This window comes from Deinococcus sp., from assembly GCF_030523985.1.
GTDB lineage: Bacteria > Deinococcota > Deinococci > Deinococcales > Deinococcaceae > Deinococcus.
In genome coordinates this window covers 20,165-38,693 of record NZ_JAUNHK010000014.1, presented here as the reverse complement: position 1 = coordinate 38,693, position 18,529 = coordinate 20,165, and the positions used below count along the sequence as shown (strand labels likewise).

Annotated in this window: 16 protein-coding genes; 5 read left to right on the top strand and 11 right to left on the bottom strand. The window is 65.9% G+C overall.

The annotated features are described in order from the left end of the window. Window positions 1–241: 241 nt before the first annotated feature. From Q4C89_RS04065 to miaA, 3 genes are all read right to left on the bottom strand, one after another. The gene (locus Q4C89_RS04065; protein ID WP_303101323.1) at window positions 242–1,234 is read right to left on the bottom strand and encodes a WD40 repeat domain-containing protein; all 993 of its coding nucleotides are present in this window, start codon (window positions 1,232–1,234) and stop codon (window positions 242–244) included. 82 nt (window positions 1,235–1,316) lie between these two features. Then, window positions 1,317–2,558 carry a glucose-1-phosphate adenylyltransferase gene (gene glgC, locus Q4C89_RS04060; protein ID WP_303101322.1) on the bottom strand — a complete coding sequence of 414 codons (1,242 nt, stop codon included), beginning with the start codon at window positions 2,556–2,558 and terminating at the stop codon, window positions 1,317–1,319. A 229-nt stretch (window positions 2,559–2,787) separates the two neighbouring features. Next, entirely contained in the window at window positions 2,788–3,687 is a 900-nt protein-coding gene (gene miaA, locus Q4C89_RS04055) for a tRNA (adenosine(37)-N6)-dimethylallyltransferase MiaA (RefSeq protein WP_303101321.1), read from the bottom strand. Window positions 3,688–3,761: 74 nt separating this feature from the next. Here miaA and Q4C89_RS04050 point away from each other — a divergent pair, with 74 nt between their 5' ends. The 5 genes from Q4C89_RS04050 (at window position 3,762) to Q4C89_RS04030 (ending at window position 8,539) form a co-directional block, all read left to right on the top strand. Next, a complete protein-coding gene (locus tag Q4C89_RS04050) occupies window positions 3,762–4,223 on the top strand; it encodes an Hsp20/alpha crystallin family protein (protein WP_303101320.1) in 462 nt (153 codons plus the stop codon). Window positions 4,224–4,491: 268 nt separating this feature from the next. After that, complete coding sequence (locus tag Q4C89_RS04045; protein ID WP_303101319.1) at window positions 4,492–6,231, top strand: long-chain fatty acid--CoA ligase; 1,740 nt, start codon at window positions 4,492–4,494, stop codon at window positions 6,229–6,231. Window positions 6,232–6,327: 96 nt separating this feature from the next. After that, a complete protein-coding gene (locus Q4C89_RS04040) occupies window positions 6,328–6,993 on the top strand; it encodes a hypothetical protein (RefSeq protein ID WP_303101318.1) in 666 nt (221 codons plus the stop codon). Further along, entirely contained in the window at window positions 6,990–8,174 is a 1,185-nt protein-coding gene (locus Q4C89_RS04035) for a class I SAM-dependent rRNA methyltransferase (RefSeq protein ID WP_303101317.1), read from the top strand. Before Q4C89_RS04040 ends, Q4C89_RS04035 begins: the two co-directional genes overlap by 4 nt. After that, entirely contained in the window at window positions 8,174–8,539 is a 366-nt protein-coding gene (locus Q4C89_RS04030) for a VOC family protein (protein ID WP_303101316.1), read from the top strand. Before Q4C89_RS04035 ends, Q4C89_RS04030 begins: the two co-directional genes overlap by 1 nt. 199 nt (window positions 8,540–8,738) lie before the next feature. Here the strand turns inward: Q4C89_RS04030 and Q4C89_RS04025 are convergent, their stop codons facing one another. From Q4C89_RS04025 to nuoG, 8 genes are read right to left on the bottom strand one after another with little or no spacing between them, the layout of a single operon-like run. Beyond that, complete coding sequence (locus Q4C89_RS04025; protein WP_303101315.1) at window positions 8,739–10,217, bottom strand: NADH-quinone oxidoreductase subunit N; 1,479 nt, start codon at window positions 10,215–10,217, stop codon at window positions 8,739–8,741. Continuing rightward, window positions 10,218–11,642 (bottom strand): NADH-quinone oxidoreductase subunit M, encoded by a 1,425-nt coding sequence (locus Q4C89_RS04020; protein WP_303101314.1) that lies wholly within the window; start codon window positions 11,640–11,642, stop codon window positions 10,218–10,220. Then, the gene (gene nuoL / locus Q4C89_RS04015) at window positions 11,639–13,567 is read right to left on the bottom strand and encodes an NADH-quinone oxidoreductase subunit L (RefSeq protein ID WP_303101326.1); all 1,929 of its coding nucleotides are present in this window, start codon (window positions 13,565–13,567) and stop codon (window positions 11,639–11,641) included. Before nuoL ends, Q4C89_RS04020 begins: the two co-directional genes overlap by 4 nt. Before the next feature lie 9 nt (window positions 13,568–13,576). Further along, a complete protein-coding gene (gene nuoK / locus Q4C89_RS04010; protein WP_303101313.1) occupies window positions 13,577–13,879 on the bottom strand; it encodes an NADH-quinone oxidoreductase subunit NuoK in 303 nt (100 codons plus the stop codon). 1 nt (window position 13,880) lies between these two features. Continuing rightward, on the bottom strand, window positions 13,881–14,495 hold the full coding sequence (locus Q4C89_RS04005) for an NADH-quinone oxidoreductase subunit J (RefSeq protein ID WP_303101312.1): 615 nt from the start codon (window positions 14,493–14,495) through the stop codon (window positions 13,881–13,883). After that, entirely contained in the window at window positions 14,492–15,028 is a 537-nt protein-coding gene (nuoI, locus tag Q4C89_RS04000) for an NADH-quinone oxidoreductase subunit NuoI (RefSeq protein WP_303101311.1), read from the bottom strand. The genes Q4C89_RS04005 and nuoI overlap by 4 nt, the downstream gene beginning before the upstream one ends. A 57-nt stretch (window positions 15,029–15,085) precedes the next feature. Next, window positions 15,086–16,261, bottom strand: coding sequence for an NADH-quinone oxidoreductase subunit NuoH (gene nuoH, locus Q4C89_RS03995; RefSeq protein WP_303101310.1), 1,176 nt, complete (start codon window positions 16,259–16,261; stop codon window positions 15,086–15,088). Next, window positions 16,261–18,429 carry an NADH-quinone oxidoreductase subunit NuoG gene (gene nuoG / locus Q4C89_RS03990; RefSeq protein WP_303101309.1) on the bottom strand — a complete coding sequence of 723 codons (2,169 nt, stop codon included), beginning with the start codon at window positions 18,427–18,429 and terminating at the stop codon, window positions 16,261–16,263. The genes nuoH and nuoG overlap by 1 nt, the downstream gene beginning before the upstream one ends. Window positions 18,430–18,529 lie beyond the last annotated feature (100 nt).

Here is an 18,529-nt window from a genome sequence, read left to right as displayed (position 1 = left end):
AAAGTGATCTCCACTAACGTCTGCTCTCATGACTTTTATCAGGCCGTAAGCTACCTCGAAGTTAATCTTTAGATGAACCGAGCGGAGCGAGTACCGAAAAAAGTACGTCGAACCGGGAATGAAGCATTTTCGGTTCTGTTCCGAAAATGCGAAATGTTAGGTTCGATGTACTTAGCCCTGGCACCGAGCCGATGCAGGCGGAGATTCCCACTTACCCCCGCGCCTGATTCCCCTCTTCTGCTCAAAAGCCCAACGGCTGACGGCTGACTTCACGGCCATCCGGCCCCAGTTCCAGCAGTTGTCGGTCTTGGGTCATCAGCAGCACGCCGCCCGTGCCGTTCCAAGCGGCGGGGGCGTCCACCAGAGCGTTCTTCGGGCTGTCGTCCAGCAGGCGACCTTCCCGGCGTCCGGTCTGGGCATCGCGGCGCTCGAGTTGCCCCCCGCGCACCACCCACACGCCCCCGTCGGGCAGCGGGAACCCGGTCACGTCGCCCTCCGCCCCGCGCAGCACCACGTTGACCGGGCGACCATCGCGCAGCGCGTAAAGGGTAACCCCCGCCAGGGCCACCGCGCCGCGACCATCGGCGCTGAACTGCACGCGGCGCAGGGGGCAGAGTTCCTCGCAGCGGATGCCCGACAGCACCTTGAAATCGGAGAGCCGCACCAGTTCCAGCCGCTCACCCCGGCTCAGCAGCAGCCGCTCACCGCCCGGAGCCAGCGCCAGGCCCGACACCGCTCCCGGCAGCAGAACACGGCGCTGCCGGGGGGCCAGTTTCAGCGACTCCACGCCCCGCCCGGTGCCCAGCAGCAGTTCGTCGTCGGACAGGAAGGCCACCCGTCCGGCCAGTCCCGCCAGCGAGAGGGAATGCAACTCCTGCCCATCGGAGAGCCGCCAGACCCGCGCCCCACTGCGCCCCACCGTCAGTGCCAGCGTCCCCGCCGGACTCACCTGCAAGGACAGGCAGGGCTCGGGCAGCGCGATGCGCCGCAGGAGTCGGCCCTGGGGCGAAAGCTGACGCAGTTCGGCCCCCGCGCAGACCAGCCGCACACCGTCCGGCAACAGCGCCAGTGCCGTCACTGGGGCCGGAGGCTGCACTGGCGGCAGCACTGGCCCTGGCTGCACTGGAATCGCCGGAATGGCTGCCGAGGGAGCCGAACCAACCTGGGCCGCAGCCACACCCAGCGCCAGCCCAGCAAAGACCAGGGCAGACGAAAAAAGAGGCGTCAACTTCATGCCCCGAGTGTAGAGGGCCGAATCTGACGCCAGATGACGACTGGGATGGGAGAAGTCCCCCGGCTCTCCGGGGGTCAGGGCTTCAGAACACGTAGCCCTTGGGCACGACCACCACGCCGCCGTCGGTGATGGTAAAGCCGCGTGCTTCGTCCTGCTCGCGGTCTATGCCGATGGTGGTGCCGGGCGGCACGATCACGTTCTTGTCCACGATGACGCGGCGCAGGTGCGAGTGGCGGCCCACCTGCACCTCGTCGAACACGACGCAGCTTTCAATCAGCGAGTACGAATGTGCCCGCACGTTGCGGCCCAGTACGCTGTCACGCACGGTACCCCCGCTGACGATGGTGCCCCCGGCCATGATGCTGTTGAAGGCCTGTCCTTTACGTCCCTCGGACTCGTGAACGAACTTGGCGGGCGGGCTGAATTCCGAACTCGTGCGCAGGGGCCACTCGGGGTTGTAGATGTCGAATTCGGGGTTCACCGACACGAGGTCCATGTTGGCCTCGAAATAGGCGTCCAGCGTCCCCACATCGCGCCAGTAGGTGTTGGGGCGGTCCTGACCGGGGATGGGGTTTTTGTGGAAGTCGTAGGCCTGAACGTGGTAGCCGTCGGACAGGGCGCGGGGAATCACGTTGTGCCCGAAGTCGAAGCCCTCGCCCTGACCGCTGATGCTCGTTTCCAGCAGCTCTTCCAGCGCCCGGCGCGAGAAGATGTAGTTGCCCATGCTGGTCAGGCTGGTGTCCGGCTGTCCGGGAATGGCGGGCGGGTTGGGCACCTTTTCATGGAATTCGGTCACGCGCCAGCGTTCGTCCACCTGCATCACGCCGAACTGGTGCGCCTGCGCCTGCGGCATCGGGTAGGCGGCGATGGTGATGTCGGCCCGCGCCTCGATGTGTTTTTCGAGCATGTGTTCCACGTTCATCTTGTAGATGTGGTCACCGCTGAAAATCGCCACGTAGTCGGCCTCAAAGTTTTCGATGAGGTGCATGTTCTGGTACACGGCGTCGGCGGTGCCCCGGTACCAGGCCGCGCCGAGTTCTTCCATGCGGTACATCTGCGCCGGAACCAGCGTGATGAAGTAATCGCTGAGGAAGGTGCCGAAGCGCCAGCCGCGCTGGATGTGTTCGGTCAGGCTCTGGGCCTTGTACTGCGTCAGCACGTACACCGAGAACACGCCCGAATTGATGAAGTTGTTGATGGCAAAGTCGATGATGCGGTATTTGCTGCCAAAAGGGACGGCAGGCTTGGCGCGTTTTTGTGTCAGTGGAGCAAGGCGAGAACCCTGACCACCAGCAAGAATCATGCCCAGGACACGTGGTTTCATAGATACCTCCGAGGACGCGCAAAGAGGCAGGGCGAACGTCTGAGCCCCTTTTTTCCGGTCAAAACGCCGAAGCCTCTTGATTGTCTTACGTCCCTTACTGTACCGCCGACCCGTCAGCCAAATGCCATCCTTGACCAGACCATGAACAGCTCTACAACGAGAGAATAAGAAGATTTGTCCAGCCGTCTCAGACATTGGCCTACTCAGGCCGCTGTTCGATTTTTCCGGTTTATCCGGCAAAGTCCCGCAGCGCGGCGGCGACCTGCTCGGGCGTTTCCAGCGGGCCGAGCTGACGGCGAATCCAGGTGAGTTGCCGCTTGGTGTACTGCCGCGTCGCCAGCACGATGGCATCCTGGGCCTGGGCTGACGACCAGCGGCCTTCGGCGACGGCGAGCGCTTCGGGATAGCCGAGCGCCTGCCACACGGTGGGGCGGGGCGACCCCTGCGGCGACACCCGCCCGGCGAGCCACTGGGCTTCCTGCGGCCAACCCTGGGCCAGCATCAGCGCCGTGCGCTCGGCTATGCGCCGCTCCAGTTCGGGGGCGGGCAACGTGAAAGCGAACACGCGGTAACGGTACGCCGGGGCCGAGTAACCGAACTCGCCGGGAAAGCGCCCGGTGGCCCGGTACACCTCCAGCGCCCGCACGACCCGGCGGGGGTTGCGCTCCATGCGGGCCACTTCGGCGGGACTCGCCGCCTCTATCTCTCTCAGCAGGGCGTCCAGCCCCCGCTCCTGCAATTCGGCTTCCAGTTCGGCGCGGCGCAGCGGGTCACTCGGCGGGGTCAGCGGTAGCCCCCGCGTCAGGGCGCTGAGATAGAACCCGGTGCCCCCCACCACCAGCGGCATTCGGCCCCGCGCCAGGATGTCCGACAGCGCGGCCTGGGCCTGAGCGACATACTGCACCACGTCGTAGTCCTGCTCGGCGTCCACCACGTCGATCAGGTGGTGCGGCACCCGCGCCCGTTCCTGCGGCGTCGGTTTGGCGGTGCCGATGTCGAGGCCCCGGTACACCGTGAAGGCGTCCGCCGCGACGATTTCCAGGCCGAATTCCTGCGCCAGTTGCAGGGCCAGGGCCGTTTTTCCGGCAGCCGTCGGCGCGGTCAGGATGGGAATGAGCGGAGCGGTCACGACGTGTCAGTGTAGAGGGCCGCCTGACCAAAAGGACACATCCCGGAGCGGAGCGGCGGTGCTACCCTCCGCCCATGTCGGAGCAACAACCTCCTGTGCTGGCGAGACTGCAACACCTGATGACCCTGCGCGAGCAGGTCGAAACCCTCTCGGGCGGCGGCCCCTGGGTTCCCGCCGCCGACTGGCGCGATGTGGGCACGCACCTCGAACTGCTGCTGGACGTGCCGGGGGTTGACCCCGAAACCCTCGCCCTGGCCGAGGAAGGCCAGCAGGTGACGGTCAGCGGCGAACGCACCCCGCCCGGCCAACTCCTGAGCAGCGAGCGCCCCAGCGGCACTTTTTCGCGCACCTTCACCTTTCCGCAGGAGGTTCACCCGGCCTCGGGCGAGGCCAGCCTGGCGGGGGGCGTCCTGACCATCCGTTTCGAGAAACTGCACCCGACCATCGACGTGGACACCTTCGACGTGGATGCCTTCAACCTGAGCAGCGCGGAAGACCAGAACCCCGAAGGCGCCCCAAACCCGCGCTCCCGCTGAGTGGGCGCTCGGGGGCAGCCCCCGCTGTCGCCCCGCAGGAAGTAACACCCAGGGGGTCTTTCCGTGGGCAAGACTCTGTTTATACTAGGTTCAAGAACAACTTCTGTCCCTTCTTTTCCCTGGCAGGGTTCACCTGTCGCGTCCCGAGTCCCAGAGGTTAGACCCCAGAGGTTCAATCAGGGTCCGGCCCCCAACTTTTTTCCGGCCCTGCGCGCACCCCCCTCCCTTTCCCCCCGTTTCTAGTTCCCTCATTTCTAGGAGTACCGAGATGACTGCATCTGCTTCCCCCCTGCCCAAGCCCTGGCTCTCGTCTTATGAACCCGGCGTGCCTCACGACTTTACGCCCAGTGACCGCACACTGTTCCGGCTGCTCGAAGACGCCGCGACCCGTTTTCCCCAACGTGCGGCGCTGCATTTCCTGGGCCAGGACACGTCCTACAAGGAACTGCTCAAGCGGGTCAAACGCTTTGCCAAGGCGCTGCAACGCTCGGGCGTGAAGCCGGGTGACCGGGTCGCCATCATGCTGCCCAACTGCCCGCAGTTCGTGGTGACCTTCTACGGCACGCTGCTGGCCGGGGGCATCGTCGCCAACACCAGCCCCCTCTACACCGCCAGCGAACTCGAACACCAGCTGATCGATTCGGGCAGCGAAACCCTGGTCATTCTGGACAGCATGTACCCCCGCTACGCCGAGATCGCGGACAAGGTGCCCGTCAAGCGCGTGTTCGTGGCCCGCATTCAGGACGAACTGCCCTTTCCCAAGAACCTGCTCTACCCGGTCAAGGCCATGCGCGAAGGCACGCTGCCCAGTGACGCGTTCAAGCAAGACCCCAAGGCCGTGCCGCTGCGCTTCGTGCTGAAGCTGCAAGACGCCGACCCGGTTCCGGTGACGGTCGGGGCGGACGACGTGGCGCTGCTGCAGTACACCGGCGGCACCACCGGCGTGCCCAAGGGCGCGATGTTGACCCAGCGCAACCTCGTCGCCAACGCCGAGCAGAGCCGCGCCTGGATGGTCGGCCTTCAGGAAGGGCGCGAGATCACGCTGGCGGCCATTCCGTTTTTCCACGTGTACGGCATGACCACCGCCATGAACATGAGTGTGCTGATTGGCGCGACCATCGTGCTGGTGCCCAACGCCCGCGACATCAAGATGGTGCTGGGCGAGATTTCGCGCACCCGCGCCACCTTGTTTCCCGGCGTACCCACCCTGTACAACGCCATCAACAACCACCCCGACACCGCCGCGCATGACCTGACCACCATCCGGGCGTGCATCAGCGGCTCGGCCCCCCTGATGCAGGAAACGGCCCGCACCTTCCGCGAGATCACCCACGGGGCCAATCTGGTGGAGGGCTACGGCCTGACCGAAAGCAGCCCGGTCACGCACGTCAACCCGATCACCGGCGAGCAGAAAGACGGCTCCATCGGCCTGCCGCTGCCGGGCGTGGACGCGCTGGTCATGAGTGACGCGGGAGAGCCGGTGCCCACCGGCGAAGTCGGTGAGCTGTGGGTCGCCGGGCCGATGGTGATGAAGGGCTACTGGAACATGCCCGACGAAAGCGCCAAAGTGCTGCGCGAGTACGAGGGCCGCACCTGGCTGCTGACCGGCGACATGGTCACGATGGACGAAGAGGGCTTTTTCCGCGTCGTAGACCGTAAGAAAGAACTGATCATCGCCGGGGGCCACAACATCTACCCCCGCGAAGTGGAAGAAGCCCTGACCTCGCACCCCGCCGTGCTGGAAGCCGCCGCCGTGGGTCTGCCCGACGAGTACCGGGGCGAAACCGTGCACGCCGTGGTCGCGCTCAAGCCGGGGATGCAGGCCACCGAAAAGGAAATCATCGCCCACTGCCGCAGCCTGCTCAGCCCCTACAAGGCCCCACGCAGCGTGGAATTCCGCGACGAACTGCCCAAGACCGCCGTCGGCAAGACCCTGCGCCGCCAGCTCGCCGCCGAAGCCCGCGAACGCGTGGCGAAAGAGAAGGCGGAAAAGGGCCAGGGAGCTTAAGCGCCCGCCCCGCCCCCCCCTTTTTTCTCCCCCGTTCCCCCGGCCCTGGCTGCCGGGGGACTTTCTTGTGGGGCGGCTTGCCTTATCCTGCCCCCTATGACCAGACCCAAACGCGGCGCAGGCCCCATCAAAGGCTCCAAGGGCCGCCCCCAGCAAAGCCGCCGCAATGTTCCTGTCGGACGTGACGGCGCGTCCCGTGACAGCGTGCGCCCCGTGCGCGAAACCCAGGAAGAGCGCCAGGCGCGGGCCGAGGGCCGGGTGCAGCGCGAACCGGGCGGGGCGTCCGGCAAAGTTGGCCTGCGCGGAGACGATTTCCGCTTTCAGACCAGTGTGACCCGCAAAGCTCCGCCCAAACTCGGGGCGAAAAAAGCCCTGCCCGAACTCAAGCGCGTGCAACTCGACGCCCCCGCGCCCACCAAAGAATTCCGCGACCTCGACGGCGAGAAAATTTCTTTCCCCGACAGCAACCTGCGGCGGGTGGCGGCCCAGGTTCTGACCGAGCGGCACAAGCCCTGGCGCTTTCGGCCCTTCGCCTTTCCGCTGTTTACCGACAAGGGCCACGAGCAGAATTTCTACTTCGACTTTTACATCTACGACCCCGAAGGCAGCGTCATTCGCCTGATTCTGGTCGTGGCGCACGAATCGCGCGAAGTCTGGGACAAGGTCGGGCGCTTCAAGCGGCAATACCCCATGTACACCTACGAACTGTGGACGCCCGAAAAGCTCGGGCAACTGCAAAAAGGCGGCAAACTCGGATGGTGAAGCGCGGTTCTGGCCCCTCGGTGACGCTCAAGGCCGCCGCCGTGCGCCGGATTGCGGGGCGTTATCCCTTCGGACACAGCGGCGACATCGCCAGCGCCGACGCGGGGATTGCGGCAGGTGACGTGGTGGACGTGCGCGAGGAAGGCGGGCGGCTGGTCGGACGCGGCTATTTCAACCCCGACGGCGCAACCCCGCTGCGAATGCTGACCTGGGAAGCGCGGGACATTGACCTGGGCTTTTACCGCGAGCGGGTGCGGCAAGCCCTGGCGCGGCGGGCGGGGCGCATTCACGGCACTGACGCCCTGCGCGTGCTGCATGCCGAAGCCGATGGGCTGCCCGGCGTGGTCGCTGACCAGTTCGGCAGCGTGCTGAGCGTGCAACTCCGCAACGCGGGCGTGGAAAAGCACCGTGACCTGATTCTGCGGGCACTGCGCGAGGAAACGGGCGCAACCTCGGCCTTCGAGCGCAGCGACACGGGCGAGCGGCGCAAGGAAGGGCTGGAACTCGTCAGCGGCCCGCTGTGGGGCGAGTTGCCCGAGCGGGTGGAGTTTTTTGAAGATGACCTGCGGCTGCACTTTGCCCCGCTGGACGCCCAGAAAACGGGCTTTTTCCTCGACCAGCGCGACAACCGCCGCATGATGAAAGGCTTTGTGAGCGAAGGCCAGAGCTTTCTGGACGTGTACAGCTACACGGGCGGGTTTTCGCTGCACGCGGCCAAAGCGGGGGCCAAAAGCACCGCGATCGACAAGGACTCGGTGGCGCTGGGCGTGCTGGAGCGCGAAGCCCGCGAAAACGGCGTGGGCGTGGGCCTGCGCTGGGGCGACGCGCTGGAGCAACTCGCCGCGCTGGAAAAGGAAAAGAAGACCTTCCAGGCCGCTGTCTTCGACCCGCCCACCCTCGCCAAACGCCGCGACGACGTGCCCAGGGCCAAGCGCATCTTCACCGACGGCACCGCCAGCGTGCTGCGGATGCTCGCGCCTGGGGGCCACGTTCTGGTCAGCACCTGCGCCCACTACATCCGGGTAGATGACCTGCTCGACGCCGCAAGGGTGGCGGCAGGCGCGGCGGACTGCGACGCCGAAGTGGTGGACGTGACCTACCAGCCCGCCGACCACCCCCACCTGCTGAGCGTGCCCGAAAGCCTGTACCTCAAGAGCATCCTGCTCCGGAAGCAAGGCTGATGCTCAAGCACGTTTCCTTTCTGACCCGTGACCTCGGCGAGGTGCTGACCTTCTACACGCGGCTGGGCGGCGAAGTCGAAAAAGACCTCACCACCCACGAGGGCCACCGCCGGGGCGTGGTGCGGCTGGGCGAAGGCAAGTTGCAGTTTTTTCAGGTGGCGGGCGAACTTCCCGCGCCGCATCCCCACTGGGCCGAACACATCGCGCTGCATGTGCGGGGACTGCGGGGGCTGCTGCCCCAGTTGCAGGCGGCGGGCATGACCGTGACCCGTGACCTGCAACCCAGCCCCGGCGGGCGCGACATGGCTTTCGTCCTCGACCCCGACGGGCGGCAGGTCGAACTGCTGGAAGCCGACGAGGGCTAGCAGTCAGAAACGAAGCAGCGGAGGCCCCAGTCGGGAAACCTCCGCTGCCTTGTCCTTTATCCGCTCATACGAATTCCGTCCAATTCCCCATATCCAGAACCGAACTGGATATGGGTACATTTCCCAAAATCCGTATCTTTTCCTACTCCTTTCAGACGGATTTCATCCCCCAAACTGGGGGATTCAATCGGAATTGGTATCAGGTTCCGGCAATCAAGCGCCAGGTGTTCGGGTCGGCGAGCCAGCTGTACCACAGGTTGGGCAGCAGACCCAGCACCAGAATACCGATGACGCTCAGGGCCACCGCCAGGGTGGTCGCAGGCCGCTGACCGTACGCGTACTCGCGGGCAGGCGTGCGGTCAGGCATGAACATCAGCATGGCGGGGCGCAGGTAGTACACCAGCGAGGCCACGCTCGCCAGCACGCCCAGCACCGTCAGGCCGATGTAACCGCTTTGGAAGGCGGCCTGAAACGCCAGATACTTGCCGAAGAACCCGGCGAAGGGCGGCAGCCCCGCCAGCGAAGCGAGGCACACCGCCAGCGCCACCGCGTAAGCCGGGTGACGGTAGTACAGGCCGCGCATATCGTCAATCGAAAAGCCTTCTTCGCTGCGTTGCAGGGCCGCCACAATCGCCAGGGCCGCCGCCGTCATCAAGGTGTAGACGAGCAGGTAGTACCCCATCGCCGCGCCGCCGGAAACCCGGTCGCTCAGCAACGTCATCGCCAGAAAGCCCGTGTGGGCCACTGCCGAATAAGCCATCATCCGCTTGAAGTTGGTTTGGAACAGCGCCGCCGCGTTACCGATAAACAGGGTCAGGGCAATCAGCACCTGCAGCACCGAGTGCCAGCCGGGGGCCACGTCCAGGGCGCCGCCGAACACGCGCAGCATTCCGGCAAAGGCCGCCACCTTGACCACCGTGCTCAGGAACAGCGACACGCTGGTGGGGGCGCCGCTGTACACGTCGGGCGTCCACTGGTGAAAGGGCGCGAGGGCCACCTTGAACGCGAAGCCTGCCAGCACCAGCAGCGCCCCCGCCACCAGAATGCCGACATTTTGCGGTTCAAGCACGCTCACCCGCTCGGCGATGGTGGCGTAGTTGAGCGTGCCCGTCGCGCCGTACAGGAAAGCGATGCCGTAAATCAGGATGGCGCTGCCCACCGAGCCGAGCAGGAAGTACTTGAGGCCCGATTCCTCGGCGCGGCGCGAGTCCTGAAAGGTCGCCAGCACGTAACTCGCCAGACTCATGATTTCCAGGCCAATCAGCATCACGATGAGGTCGCCCGAAAAGGCGATGAGCAGACAGCCCGTGATGGCGTACATCAGCATGGCGTCGAACTCGGCAAAGCTGACGCGGGCGCGGTAGGCCGTATCCAGCGACACCAGCAGCGTCAACAGCGACCCCAGCACAATCGTCCCGCCCAGCAGCAGGGCCGCCGGGTCGGCGCGAACGGCTCCCATGAACGCGGTGCGCGGCACGTCGGCCCCCGCGCCCCACAGCCAGACCATGCTCGCCGCCGAAAGAAGGAGCATCACGATATTGACCAGGGTCAGCGAACGGCGATTCAGCCAAAAGCCGCCCAGGGTGGAAAAGATGGCCCCCGCCAGCACCAGCAGAATGGGCAGCAGCGGCATGAAGCTGACATCAGGCAAAACGAGTGGAGATACGGCGAGGTTCATTTATTGCCCTCCCAGGGCCGAAAGGGCCGCACGCACCGCAGGCTGCACCAGTTTCAGCGCCGGGGCCGAGTACACCCCGAAGAAGATGGCAGCGGCCAGCGGCAGCACCAGCACCAGCCACTCGGTCGAGCGCAGGTCCGGCACGCGCACGGCACCGAAGGGGCGGCCTTCCCAGAAGGTGTGCTGAAAGGCGGTCAGGGCGTAGGCCGCCGCCGCGATGACAGTCAGGCCCGCGATGAAGGCCAGCCAGGGCGACACCTGATAGGCCCCCAGCAGGATGCTGAATTCACCGATAAAGCCCGCCATGCCCGGCACGGCGATGGACGCGAACCACAGCGCCAGCGTGAGGCCGCCGAGTGCGCCCGCCTGGTTCATCACGCCGCCGACGCGGGTATCCACGCTGCCCACGCGCTCCTGCAACATTCCGACGGCCATGAACAGCGCCCCGGTGTAGAGGTTCTGGAAGGCCAGCAGATACATCGCGCCGATGATGGCGGTTTCGTTGAGTGAGAACACGCCCAGCGCCACGAAGCCCATGTGCGACAGGCCCGCGTAGGCCAGCAGGCGCTTCCAGTTGGTCTGCCCGAAGGCGATCCAGGCTGCGTACAGCGCCGTAAAGGCCGCCAGCCCCATCAGAATCGGGCGCAGTTGCAGCGAGGCTTCGGGAAAGAGGGTCAGGCCGAAGACGAAGATGCCGTAACCGCCCACCTTGTAGAGCGTGCCCATCACGTCGGGAATGCCGCTGGGGTGGTTCTGCTCGTGGAAGTCGGGCAGCCAGGCGTGTAGGGGCCACAGCGGCAGCTTGACCGCCATCGCCGCCAGGAAGCCGAGGTAGAGCCACGTCTGGGCCGTGCCCCCCACCGGGTGCGCCAGCAGGTCGGGCAGAGCGAAGGTCGGGCTGCCGCCCAGCCACCTGTAGCCGATGAAGCTCAGCAGCATCAGCAGCGAGCCGAGCAGCGTGTACGCCCCGAACTTGAGCAGCGCCTTCATGCGCCCCGGGCCGCCGTAAAGCGCCAGCATCAGCAGCGACGGAATCAGCGCCCACTCGAAGAACACGTAGAACAGAATCAGGTCACGCGCCGCGAAAATGCCCAGCAGCCCGGTTTCCATCGCCAGAATCAGGCCCAGCATCGGGCCGGGGTTGGGAATGCGCCGCGCCGTGTACCACACCGCCATCAACGTCATGAAAGCCGTGACCAGCGCCAGCACCAGCCCCACGCCGCCCAGTTCGACGGCGTAGGTGATGCCCAGCGGCGGCACCCAGGGCGACACGCTCAGGCCCACGCCGCCTTCACGCCAGATCCACAGCCCCAGGCCGAGGGTGACGGCCGCGACAAAGCCCGCGACTTCCTCGCGCCACTTGACCGGAGTCAGCAGCAGCAGGAGTGCGCCCAGCAGCGGCAGAAAAATAAGCAGATGAATCATGAGCCACTCCCAATCATCTTCAGCGCCCAGTAACCGATGATCAGCGCCGTGCCGAGCACCATGCTCACGGCGTAGGCGCGGACATAACCGCTCTGCCAGCGGGCGAAGAAGCCGCCCGGAGCCGCCGTGTTGCGGGCGACCCCGCTCAGGCCCGCGTCCACGCCCCGGTCAACCGCGTCCAGCCCCTGCGCGATGCCCCGGCTAGGTGCGGCAAACAGACCGTTGTACAGGTTGTCGAGATACAGCGCCGAGGTGCTGACCCGGCCCAGTGGCCCCTGCGCCAGCACGCCCCGGCGGTGCTCCATAAAGGCCCAGCCCAGCCCGACGACACCCGCCAGCACCGCCAGCAGCGTCAGCAGCAGTTCGGTGCTGTGCGAAATATGGTGGGCGTGGTGGGGAATGGCCCGGCCCAGGTAGTCGTCGAAAGCGTGCTGAGGCAGCCCCAGCGCGGGCAGGAAGGCCGGGATGTTGAGCAGGCCGCCCAACGTTGCCAGCACCGCCAGCACCCCTAGAGGCAGCTTCATCAGGCCGTCTGCCTCGTGGGGGTGGGCGACGTGGCCCCGGTAACTGCCGCGCCAGACCAGGAAGTACCAGCGGCCCATGTAGAATGCGGTCAGCAGCGCCACGCCCAGCCCGATGACGTACAGCCAGGGGTTTTGCGCCCAGGCCGCCGCCAGAATCGCGTCCTTGGAGAAAAAGCCGCTCCAGATGGGAATGCCCGAAATTGCCAGCACGCCCATCAAGGAAGCGATGTGGGTAAAGGGCATGAATTTCCGCATGCCGCCCATCTTCCGCACGTCCTGTTCTTCGTGCAGCGCGTGAATCACGGCACCCGCGCAGAGGAACAGCAGCGCCTTGAAAAACGCGTGGGTCAGCAGGTGGAACACGCCCGCCGAGTACGCGCCCAGGCCCACTGCCATGAACATGTAGCCGAGCTGCGAGACGGTCGAAAACGCCAGAATCTTCTTGATGTCGGTCTGGTTCAGCGCCGAGAGTGCGCCGTACAGCGCCGTCAGGGCACCGACCCAGGCCACCCAGTTGGAGGCCACCGGGGCCAGTTCGTACAGGAAGTGGCTGCGGGTAATCAGGTAGACGCCCGCCGTCACCATCGTCGCGGCGTGAATCAGCGCCGAAACGGGCGTGGGGCCAGCCATCGCGTCGGGCAGCCAGGTGGTCAGCGGCAACTGGCCCGACTTGCCCACCGCCCCGACCAGCAGGAACAGGCAGGCCAGTTCGATGGCCGATTGCGCCACGCGGGTGCCCTCCGCCTGCTCGGCCAGTTGGGGAATGCTCAAGGTGCCATAGAGCTTGTACAGCAGGAACATGCCCAGCATAAAGCCCAGGTCACCGATGCGGTTCATGATGAAGGCTTTGCGGGCGGCGTTCGAGTTGGCGCGGCCTTCGCCCGTGCTCGCTTCCAGCACGTCCTTGTCGGACGCTTCGGAGTGCCGGCCCGAGTGCCAGAAGCCGATGAGCAGAAACGACGCCATGCCCACGCCTTCCCAGCCCACGAACATCAGCGGGTAGGAGTCGGCCAGCACCAGAATCAGCATCATCGCCACGAAGAAGTTCAGGAACGCGAAAAAGCGCGTGAACTTGGCGTCGTGGCTCATGTAGCTGAGGGAATAGACGTGAATCAGAAAGCCGATACCCGTGATGATGAGGGTCATCAGGGCCGAGAGCTGGTCGAAGTAGAAGCCGACGTTCAGGTTGGCGTTGAGTGCCATGTTGGGCAGCCATTGCCACAGCGTTTCGTGGGCGGGGGTGTCACCCAGACCGAGGTAGCGGGTAACCGCCACCACGAAACTCAGGAGCACCAGCAGCGAAGCGAGGTAGCCGCCGGACTTGCCGGGCAGGGCCTTGGGAAAGCACATCAGCAGGGCAAAGCCGATGAGCGGCAGCAGGGGAAGCAGGTACAGAGGCATCATTCCCACTCAGCCTTTCAACTGCGCGAGGTCGTCCACGTTGGTGGTTTCGCGCTTGCGGAAGATGGCGACGATGATCGCCAGGCCAATCGCCACTTCGGCGGCGGCCAGGGTCATCACGATAAACACGGCGGTTTGCCCCATCAGGTCACCCCACGAGCGGGCGAAGGCCACCAGCGCGATGTTGGCGGCGTTGAGCATCAGTTCCACGGAGAGGAAAATCAGGATGGCCGTGCGGCGGGTCATCACCCCGATCAGTCCCAGCGAGAACAAAATGCCCGACAGCGCCAGGTAATAGGCAGTCGGCACCATGTCAGGCACGCTCCTTGAGGGGCTGGCCCTTGACGGGTTCGGCCTTGAGGCCGCGCCAGGCCCGCGATTCGGGCTGCGCGTCGGCGGCGGCGTCATCCGGCACGCCGTCGGGCTGCGGGGTAGGACGCTGCACCAGGGCCACCGCGCCCACGATGGCGACCAGCAGCAGAATGCTGACGGCCTCGAAGGGCAGCAGGAAGCGGGTCAGCAGCGTTTCGCCGACGGCACCTGCTCCGCCCCCACGCAGCGCCTGCGCCGTTTCAGCCAGGGGTGCGGGGTCACGGTAAGTCAGCGCCAGCACGACGAAGCCGCCCGCCAGCAGCACGGCGGCCATCGCGCCCAGCGGCCCCACGAAGGGCAGCGGGTCTTTGGCGGTCACGGGCTGGTTGGCCCCCAGCAGCATGATGACGAACAGGAACAGCACCATGATGGCCCCGGCGTACACGATGACCTGGGTCGCCGCCAGGAACGAGGCGGACATGGACGCGAACAGCCCCGCCACACTGATCAGGGTGCCGACCAGTCCCAGCGCCGCGTGAACCGCGTTTTTCGCTGCGATGGTCAGGATGCCCCCCGCGATGGCGAGTGCGCCCAGCAGGATAAAAGCCAACATCATGGGTATTCCACTCCTTCCAGTTCGGCGCGTGCGCCCCCTTCGACCTGAAAGCCCAGCCGCACGGGTTTGCCCGATTTGAGGGCCTCGCGGCGCTGCGGGCGGCTGCCAGTGACGCCGACCAGCATGTCTTCCTTGCCGTACACGAAGTCGCGGTAGCGGTAATCCGCCATCTCGAATTCGTTGCCCAGCACCACCGCGCCCGTCGGACAGGCTTCCTCGCACATGCCGCAGAAAATGCAGCGCAGCATGTTGATTTCGTAGACCTTGGCGTAGCGTTCGCCAGGGCTGACCGGGCTGTCGGGGTTGTTTTCGGCGGCCTCGACGTAGATGGCGTAGGCGGGGCAGGCGGCGGCACACAGCGAACAGCCGATGCACTTTTCCAGGCCCGAGCCGGGGTGACGGGTCAGCACATGGCGGCCCCGGAAACGCGGCTGCAACGTGGCCCTTTCTTCGGGATAGCTGACAGTCAGCGGCTTGGAAAACAGCTTGCCGAGCGTCACGCCCATGCCCTTGGCGATTTCAAGCACGCCCATGTGGGCCTCCTTCGGTGGCGGAGAGCGCGGAGAGTGGAGAGCGGAGAGAAAAGAGCATCAGTCCCCTCCGGCGGCGCGGGTCGGGCCCTTGTCCTGGGGCAGCGAGGGCGCATTCCACAGCCCGCGCACGGTGTCGCTCGCCGCGAACAGAATCAGCAGCAGGGCGAGGCTGACCGCCCCCAGCACCCACAGGCGCAGGGGCGTGGCGGGCATAAAGGCCAGCACGCCAGCAGTCACCATCGTGTTGAGCAGCGCCAGCGGCAGCGTCAACTTCCAGCCAAAGCGCATGAGTTGGTCGTAGCGCAGACGGGGCAGCGTGGCCCGCACCCAGATGAAGATGAACATGAAGACCGCAATCTTGGCGATCAGCCACACCAGCGGCCAGGAGCTGATGCCGGGGATAAAAGGCTCGAGGAAGGTCGGCCCCCGGTAGCCGCCGAAAAACAGCGTGCTCATCATGGCGGAGGCGGTCATGATGTTGACGTATTCCGCCATCTGGAAGAGCGCCCACTTGATGGACGAATACTCGGTCAGGTAGCCCGCCACCAGTTCCTGCTCGGCTTCGGGCAAGTCGAAGGGGGTGCGGTTGACTTCGGCAAAGGCGCTGATCATAAACAGCGCAAAGCCGAAAATCTGGAACAGAATCATCCAGCCGTGCCCCACCGGGCCAGCCTGCCACTCGACAATGTTGACCAGATTGGTGCTGCCGACCAGCATCAGCAGGCCCAGGATGCTCAGGCCCATGCCCAGTTCGTAGGAAATCATCTGCGCCGAGGAACGCAGCGACCCCAGCATGGGGTACTTGGACCCCGACGCCCAGCCGCCCAGAAAGATGCCGTACACGCCCATCGAGGTCAGCGCCAGCACCGCCAGCACCCCGGCGTCGAGGTTGTAGACCCAGGGGTCGGTGCCGAACAGACTTCCGGGAGGGCCAGCCGGAATCCCCCCGAAGGCGGTCAGCGCCATCCCAATCGCCAGAATCGGCGCGAGGGTAAAGACCAGCTTGTCGGCGAGCGTCACCGTCAGGTCTTCCTTGAAGATGCTCTTGATGGCGTCGGCGACGGGTTGCAGGAGCCCCAGCGGCCCGACGCGGTTGGGGCCGGGGCGCAGTTGCATGCGGCCCAGCAGACGGCGCTCGATGAGGGTCATGTACGCGAAGGCCGTCAGCAGGCCCAGCGCCACCAGCACCGCCTTGAGCAGCGTCACGAGAAGTCCAGCAATCCAGTCGGGCATCAGTCGTCGCCTCCGTACATGGGCAAGGCCCACTTGTCTTCCACCAGTTGCCGGGTGCGCTCGACCCAGCCACTCGTCCAGTCGGAGTGCATTCCGGCCTTCCACAGTTTCGGCGTGTGGGTCAGGCCGCCCGTGGACGCCGACTTGCGGTTCAGGTTGAGGTTGAGTGCGCCGCGCTCCGGCAGGTCGGTGACCCCCAGGCCCAGCCGCGTTTCCAGCAGCGCCTGCGCCGACTTGAGGCCGCGCACCTGTGGGCGCACGCCCAGCGCCTCGGCGAGGGCTGCCAGCGTGCGAATCAGGTCGGCACCTTCACCCGCTTCGAGGGCGGCCTGCTCCAGCGCCAGGAAACGGCCTTCGAGGTTGACCGTCGTGCCGCGCTTTTCGTAGTTCGTCACGGCGGGCAGCACCACGTCGGCCTGCTTGGCGGTTTCGGTCAGGTGGGTGTCGTGAACGACGGTAAAGCCAGCAGGCAGGCTCAGACGCTTTTCGCCCACCGGGTCGAGGCGGCTGATGAAGGCGGCGCGGGCGTCGGACAACCCCGCGTAACCCCGGCTGCCCCCCTGCGGCACCAGATTCAGCGCCGAGAGGCCCAGGCTGTTGGCCCCGGCGGGAATCGCCAGCACCTTGGCCCCGGTGCGCGAGGCCAGGTCGCTGACCAGCGCGGTCAGGTCAGCCGCGCCCGCGTTCAGCACGTCGGCCCCCAGCACGACCACGGGCCTTTCGGCGTCCGTCAGCAGCTTCAGCGCGGCGCGGAGGTCGTCGCTGTCGGGCCTCAGCAGGCGCTGCACCGCGTCGCGTCCCTCGGCGGCCACCCGAAGTCCGGCGTGGCGCGATAGACGCGACTCGTGCCCGATAACCGCCAGTTTCTCGGGCTTGCGGGCGGGGCGCTCGACCAGTCGCAGGTCGGCAATCGCGGTGCCGTGAGCAAACTCGGTGGGCAGAATGCCGCCGCGCAGGGCTTCCAGAATCCGCAGTTCGACGATGGGCGCTTCTTCGCCCAGGTCGGCCCCGATGACCACCACCGCGTCGGCCTGGGCCACGTCGGTCAGGGTGGCACTGGGCGCGGTCAGTTGCGCCTCGTAGCGGGGCCAGTGGTCCACGTGGGGCGTGCCGATCTGGGCGGCGAGGCTCTCGGCGGCGACCCCTTCTTCCAACGTGGAGTCGGAGGCGATAAACAGGCCCAGTTCGGCGGGATTCACGCCGCTCAGCCCCTGACGGATGGCGGCAATCGCTTCGTCCCAGTCGGCCCCCCGCAGCTTGCCCTCTTCCCGGATCAGCGGGCGGGTCAGGCGACCTTCGCTGGCAAAGGGATGCCCGAAGCGGCCCGCGTCGCAAATCCACATCTCGTTCACGTCGCGGTTTTCGCGGCCCACGATGCGTTCCAGGCGACCGTTGCGGGCGTCCACCGTTATCGAGCAACCGACCGGGCACAGCGTGCAGGTGGTCGGCGTGTGGTCGTATTCCCAGTTGCGCCCCCGGAAGCGGGCCACGTTGTCCAGCAGCGCCCCCACCGGGCAAATGTCGGTGATGTTGCCCTGAAACCCGGTGGGCAGGCCGCCTTCCTGGGTGTCGATGAAGGTGTGCCCGCCGCGCTCGATGAAGTCGAGTACTTCCTGGCCCGGCACTTCCTCGAAGTAGCGCACGCAGCGTTTGCAGTGAATGCAGCGCTCCTGGTCGAGAATCACGAAGTCCGAGAGCGGATAGTGCTTGTCGGCGTGGCGGCGGTCGAAGCCGTAGCGACTCGCGCCGTAGCCGTACTCGAAGGCGCGGTCCTGCAATTCGCACGCGCCGCCCTTGTCGCAGGTGGGGCAGTCGAGCGGGTGGTTGAGCAGCGTAAATTCCATCATGCCCGCTTGCGACTTGGCGACCACTTCGCTGGTCTTGGCGGTCTTGATATGCATGCCTTCGGTGGCCTGCATGGTGCAAGACGCCATCGGTTTGGGGAAATAGAAAATCTTGACTTCGCCGTTTTCGTCCTTTTCCAGTTCGCCGTCTTTGCCCTTGCGCGGCGTTCCGGCCTCGACCAGACACATGCGGCAAGCCCCGACGGGCGAGAGGTAGGAATGGGCGCAGAAATACGGCACGTCCCGCCCGGCGGAAAACACGGCGTCAATGGCGCTGGTGCCCGCTGGCAGGTCGAGTTCGATTCCGTCTACGGTAACTTTCACAGGGCCTCCCGTTGGTCGGCGCAGAGGGCGGACAGCTGAAGGCTGAAGGCCAAAGACGCTTCAGCCCCAGCCGCCGCGCTCTGCCCCCCGCCGTCTGCCA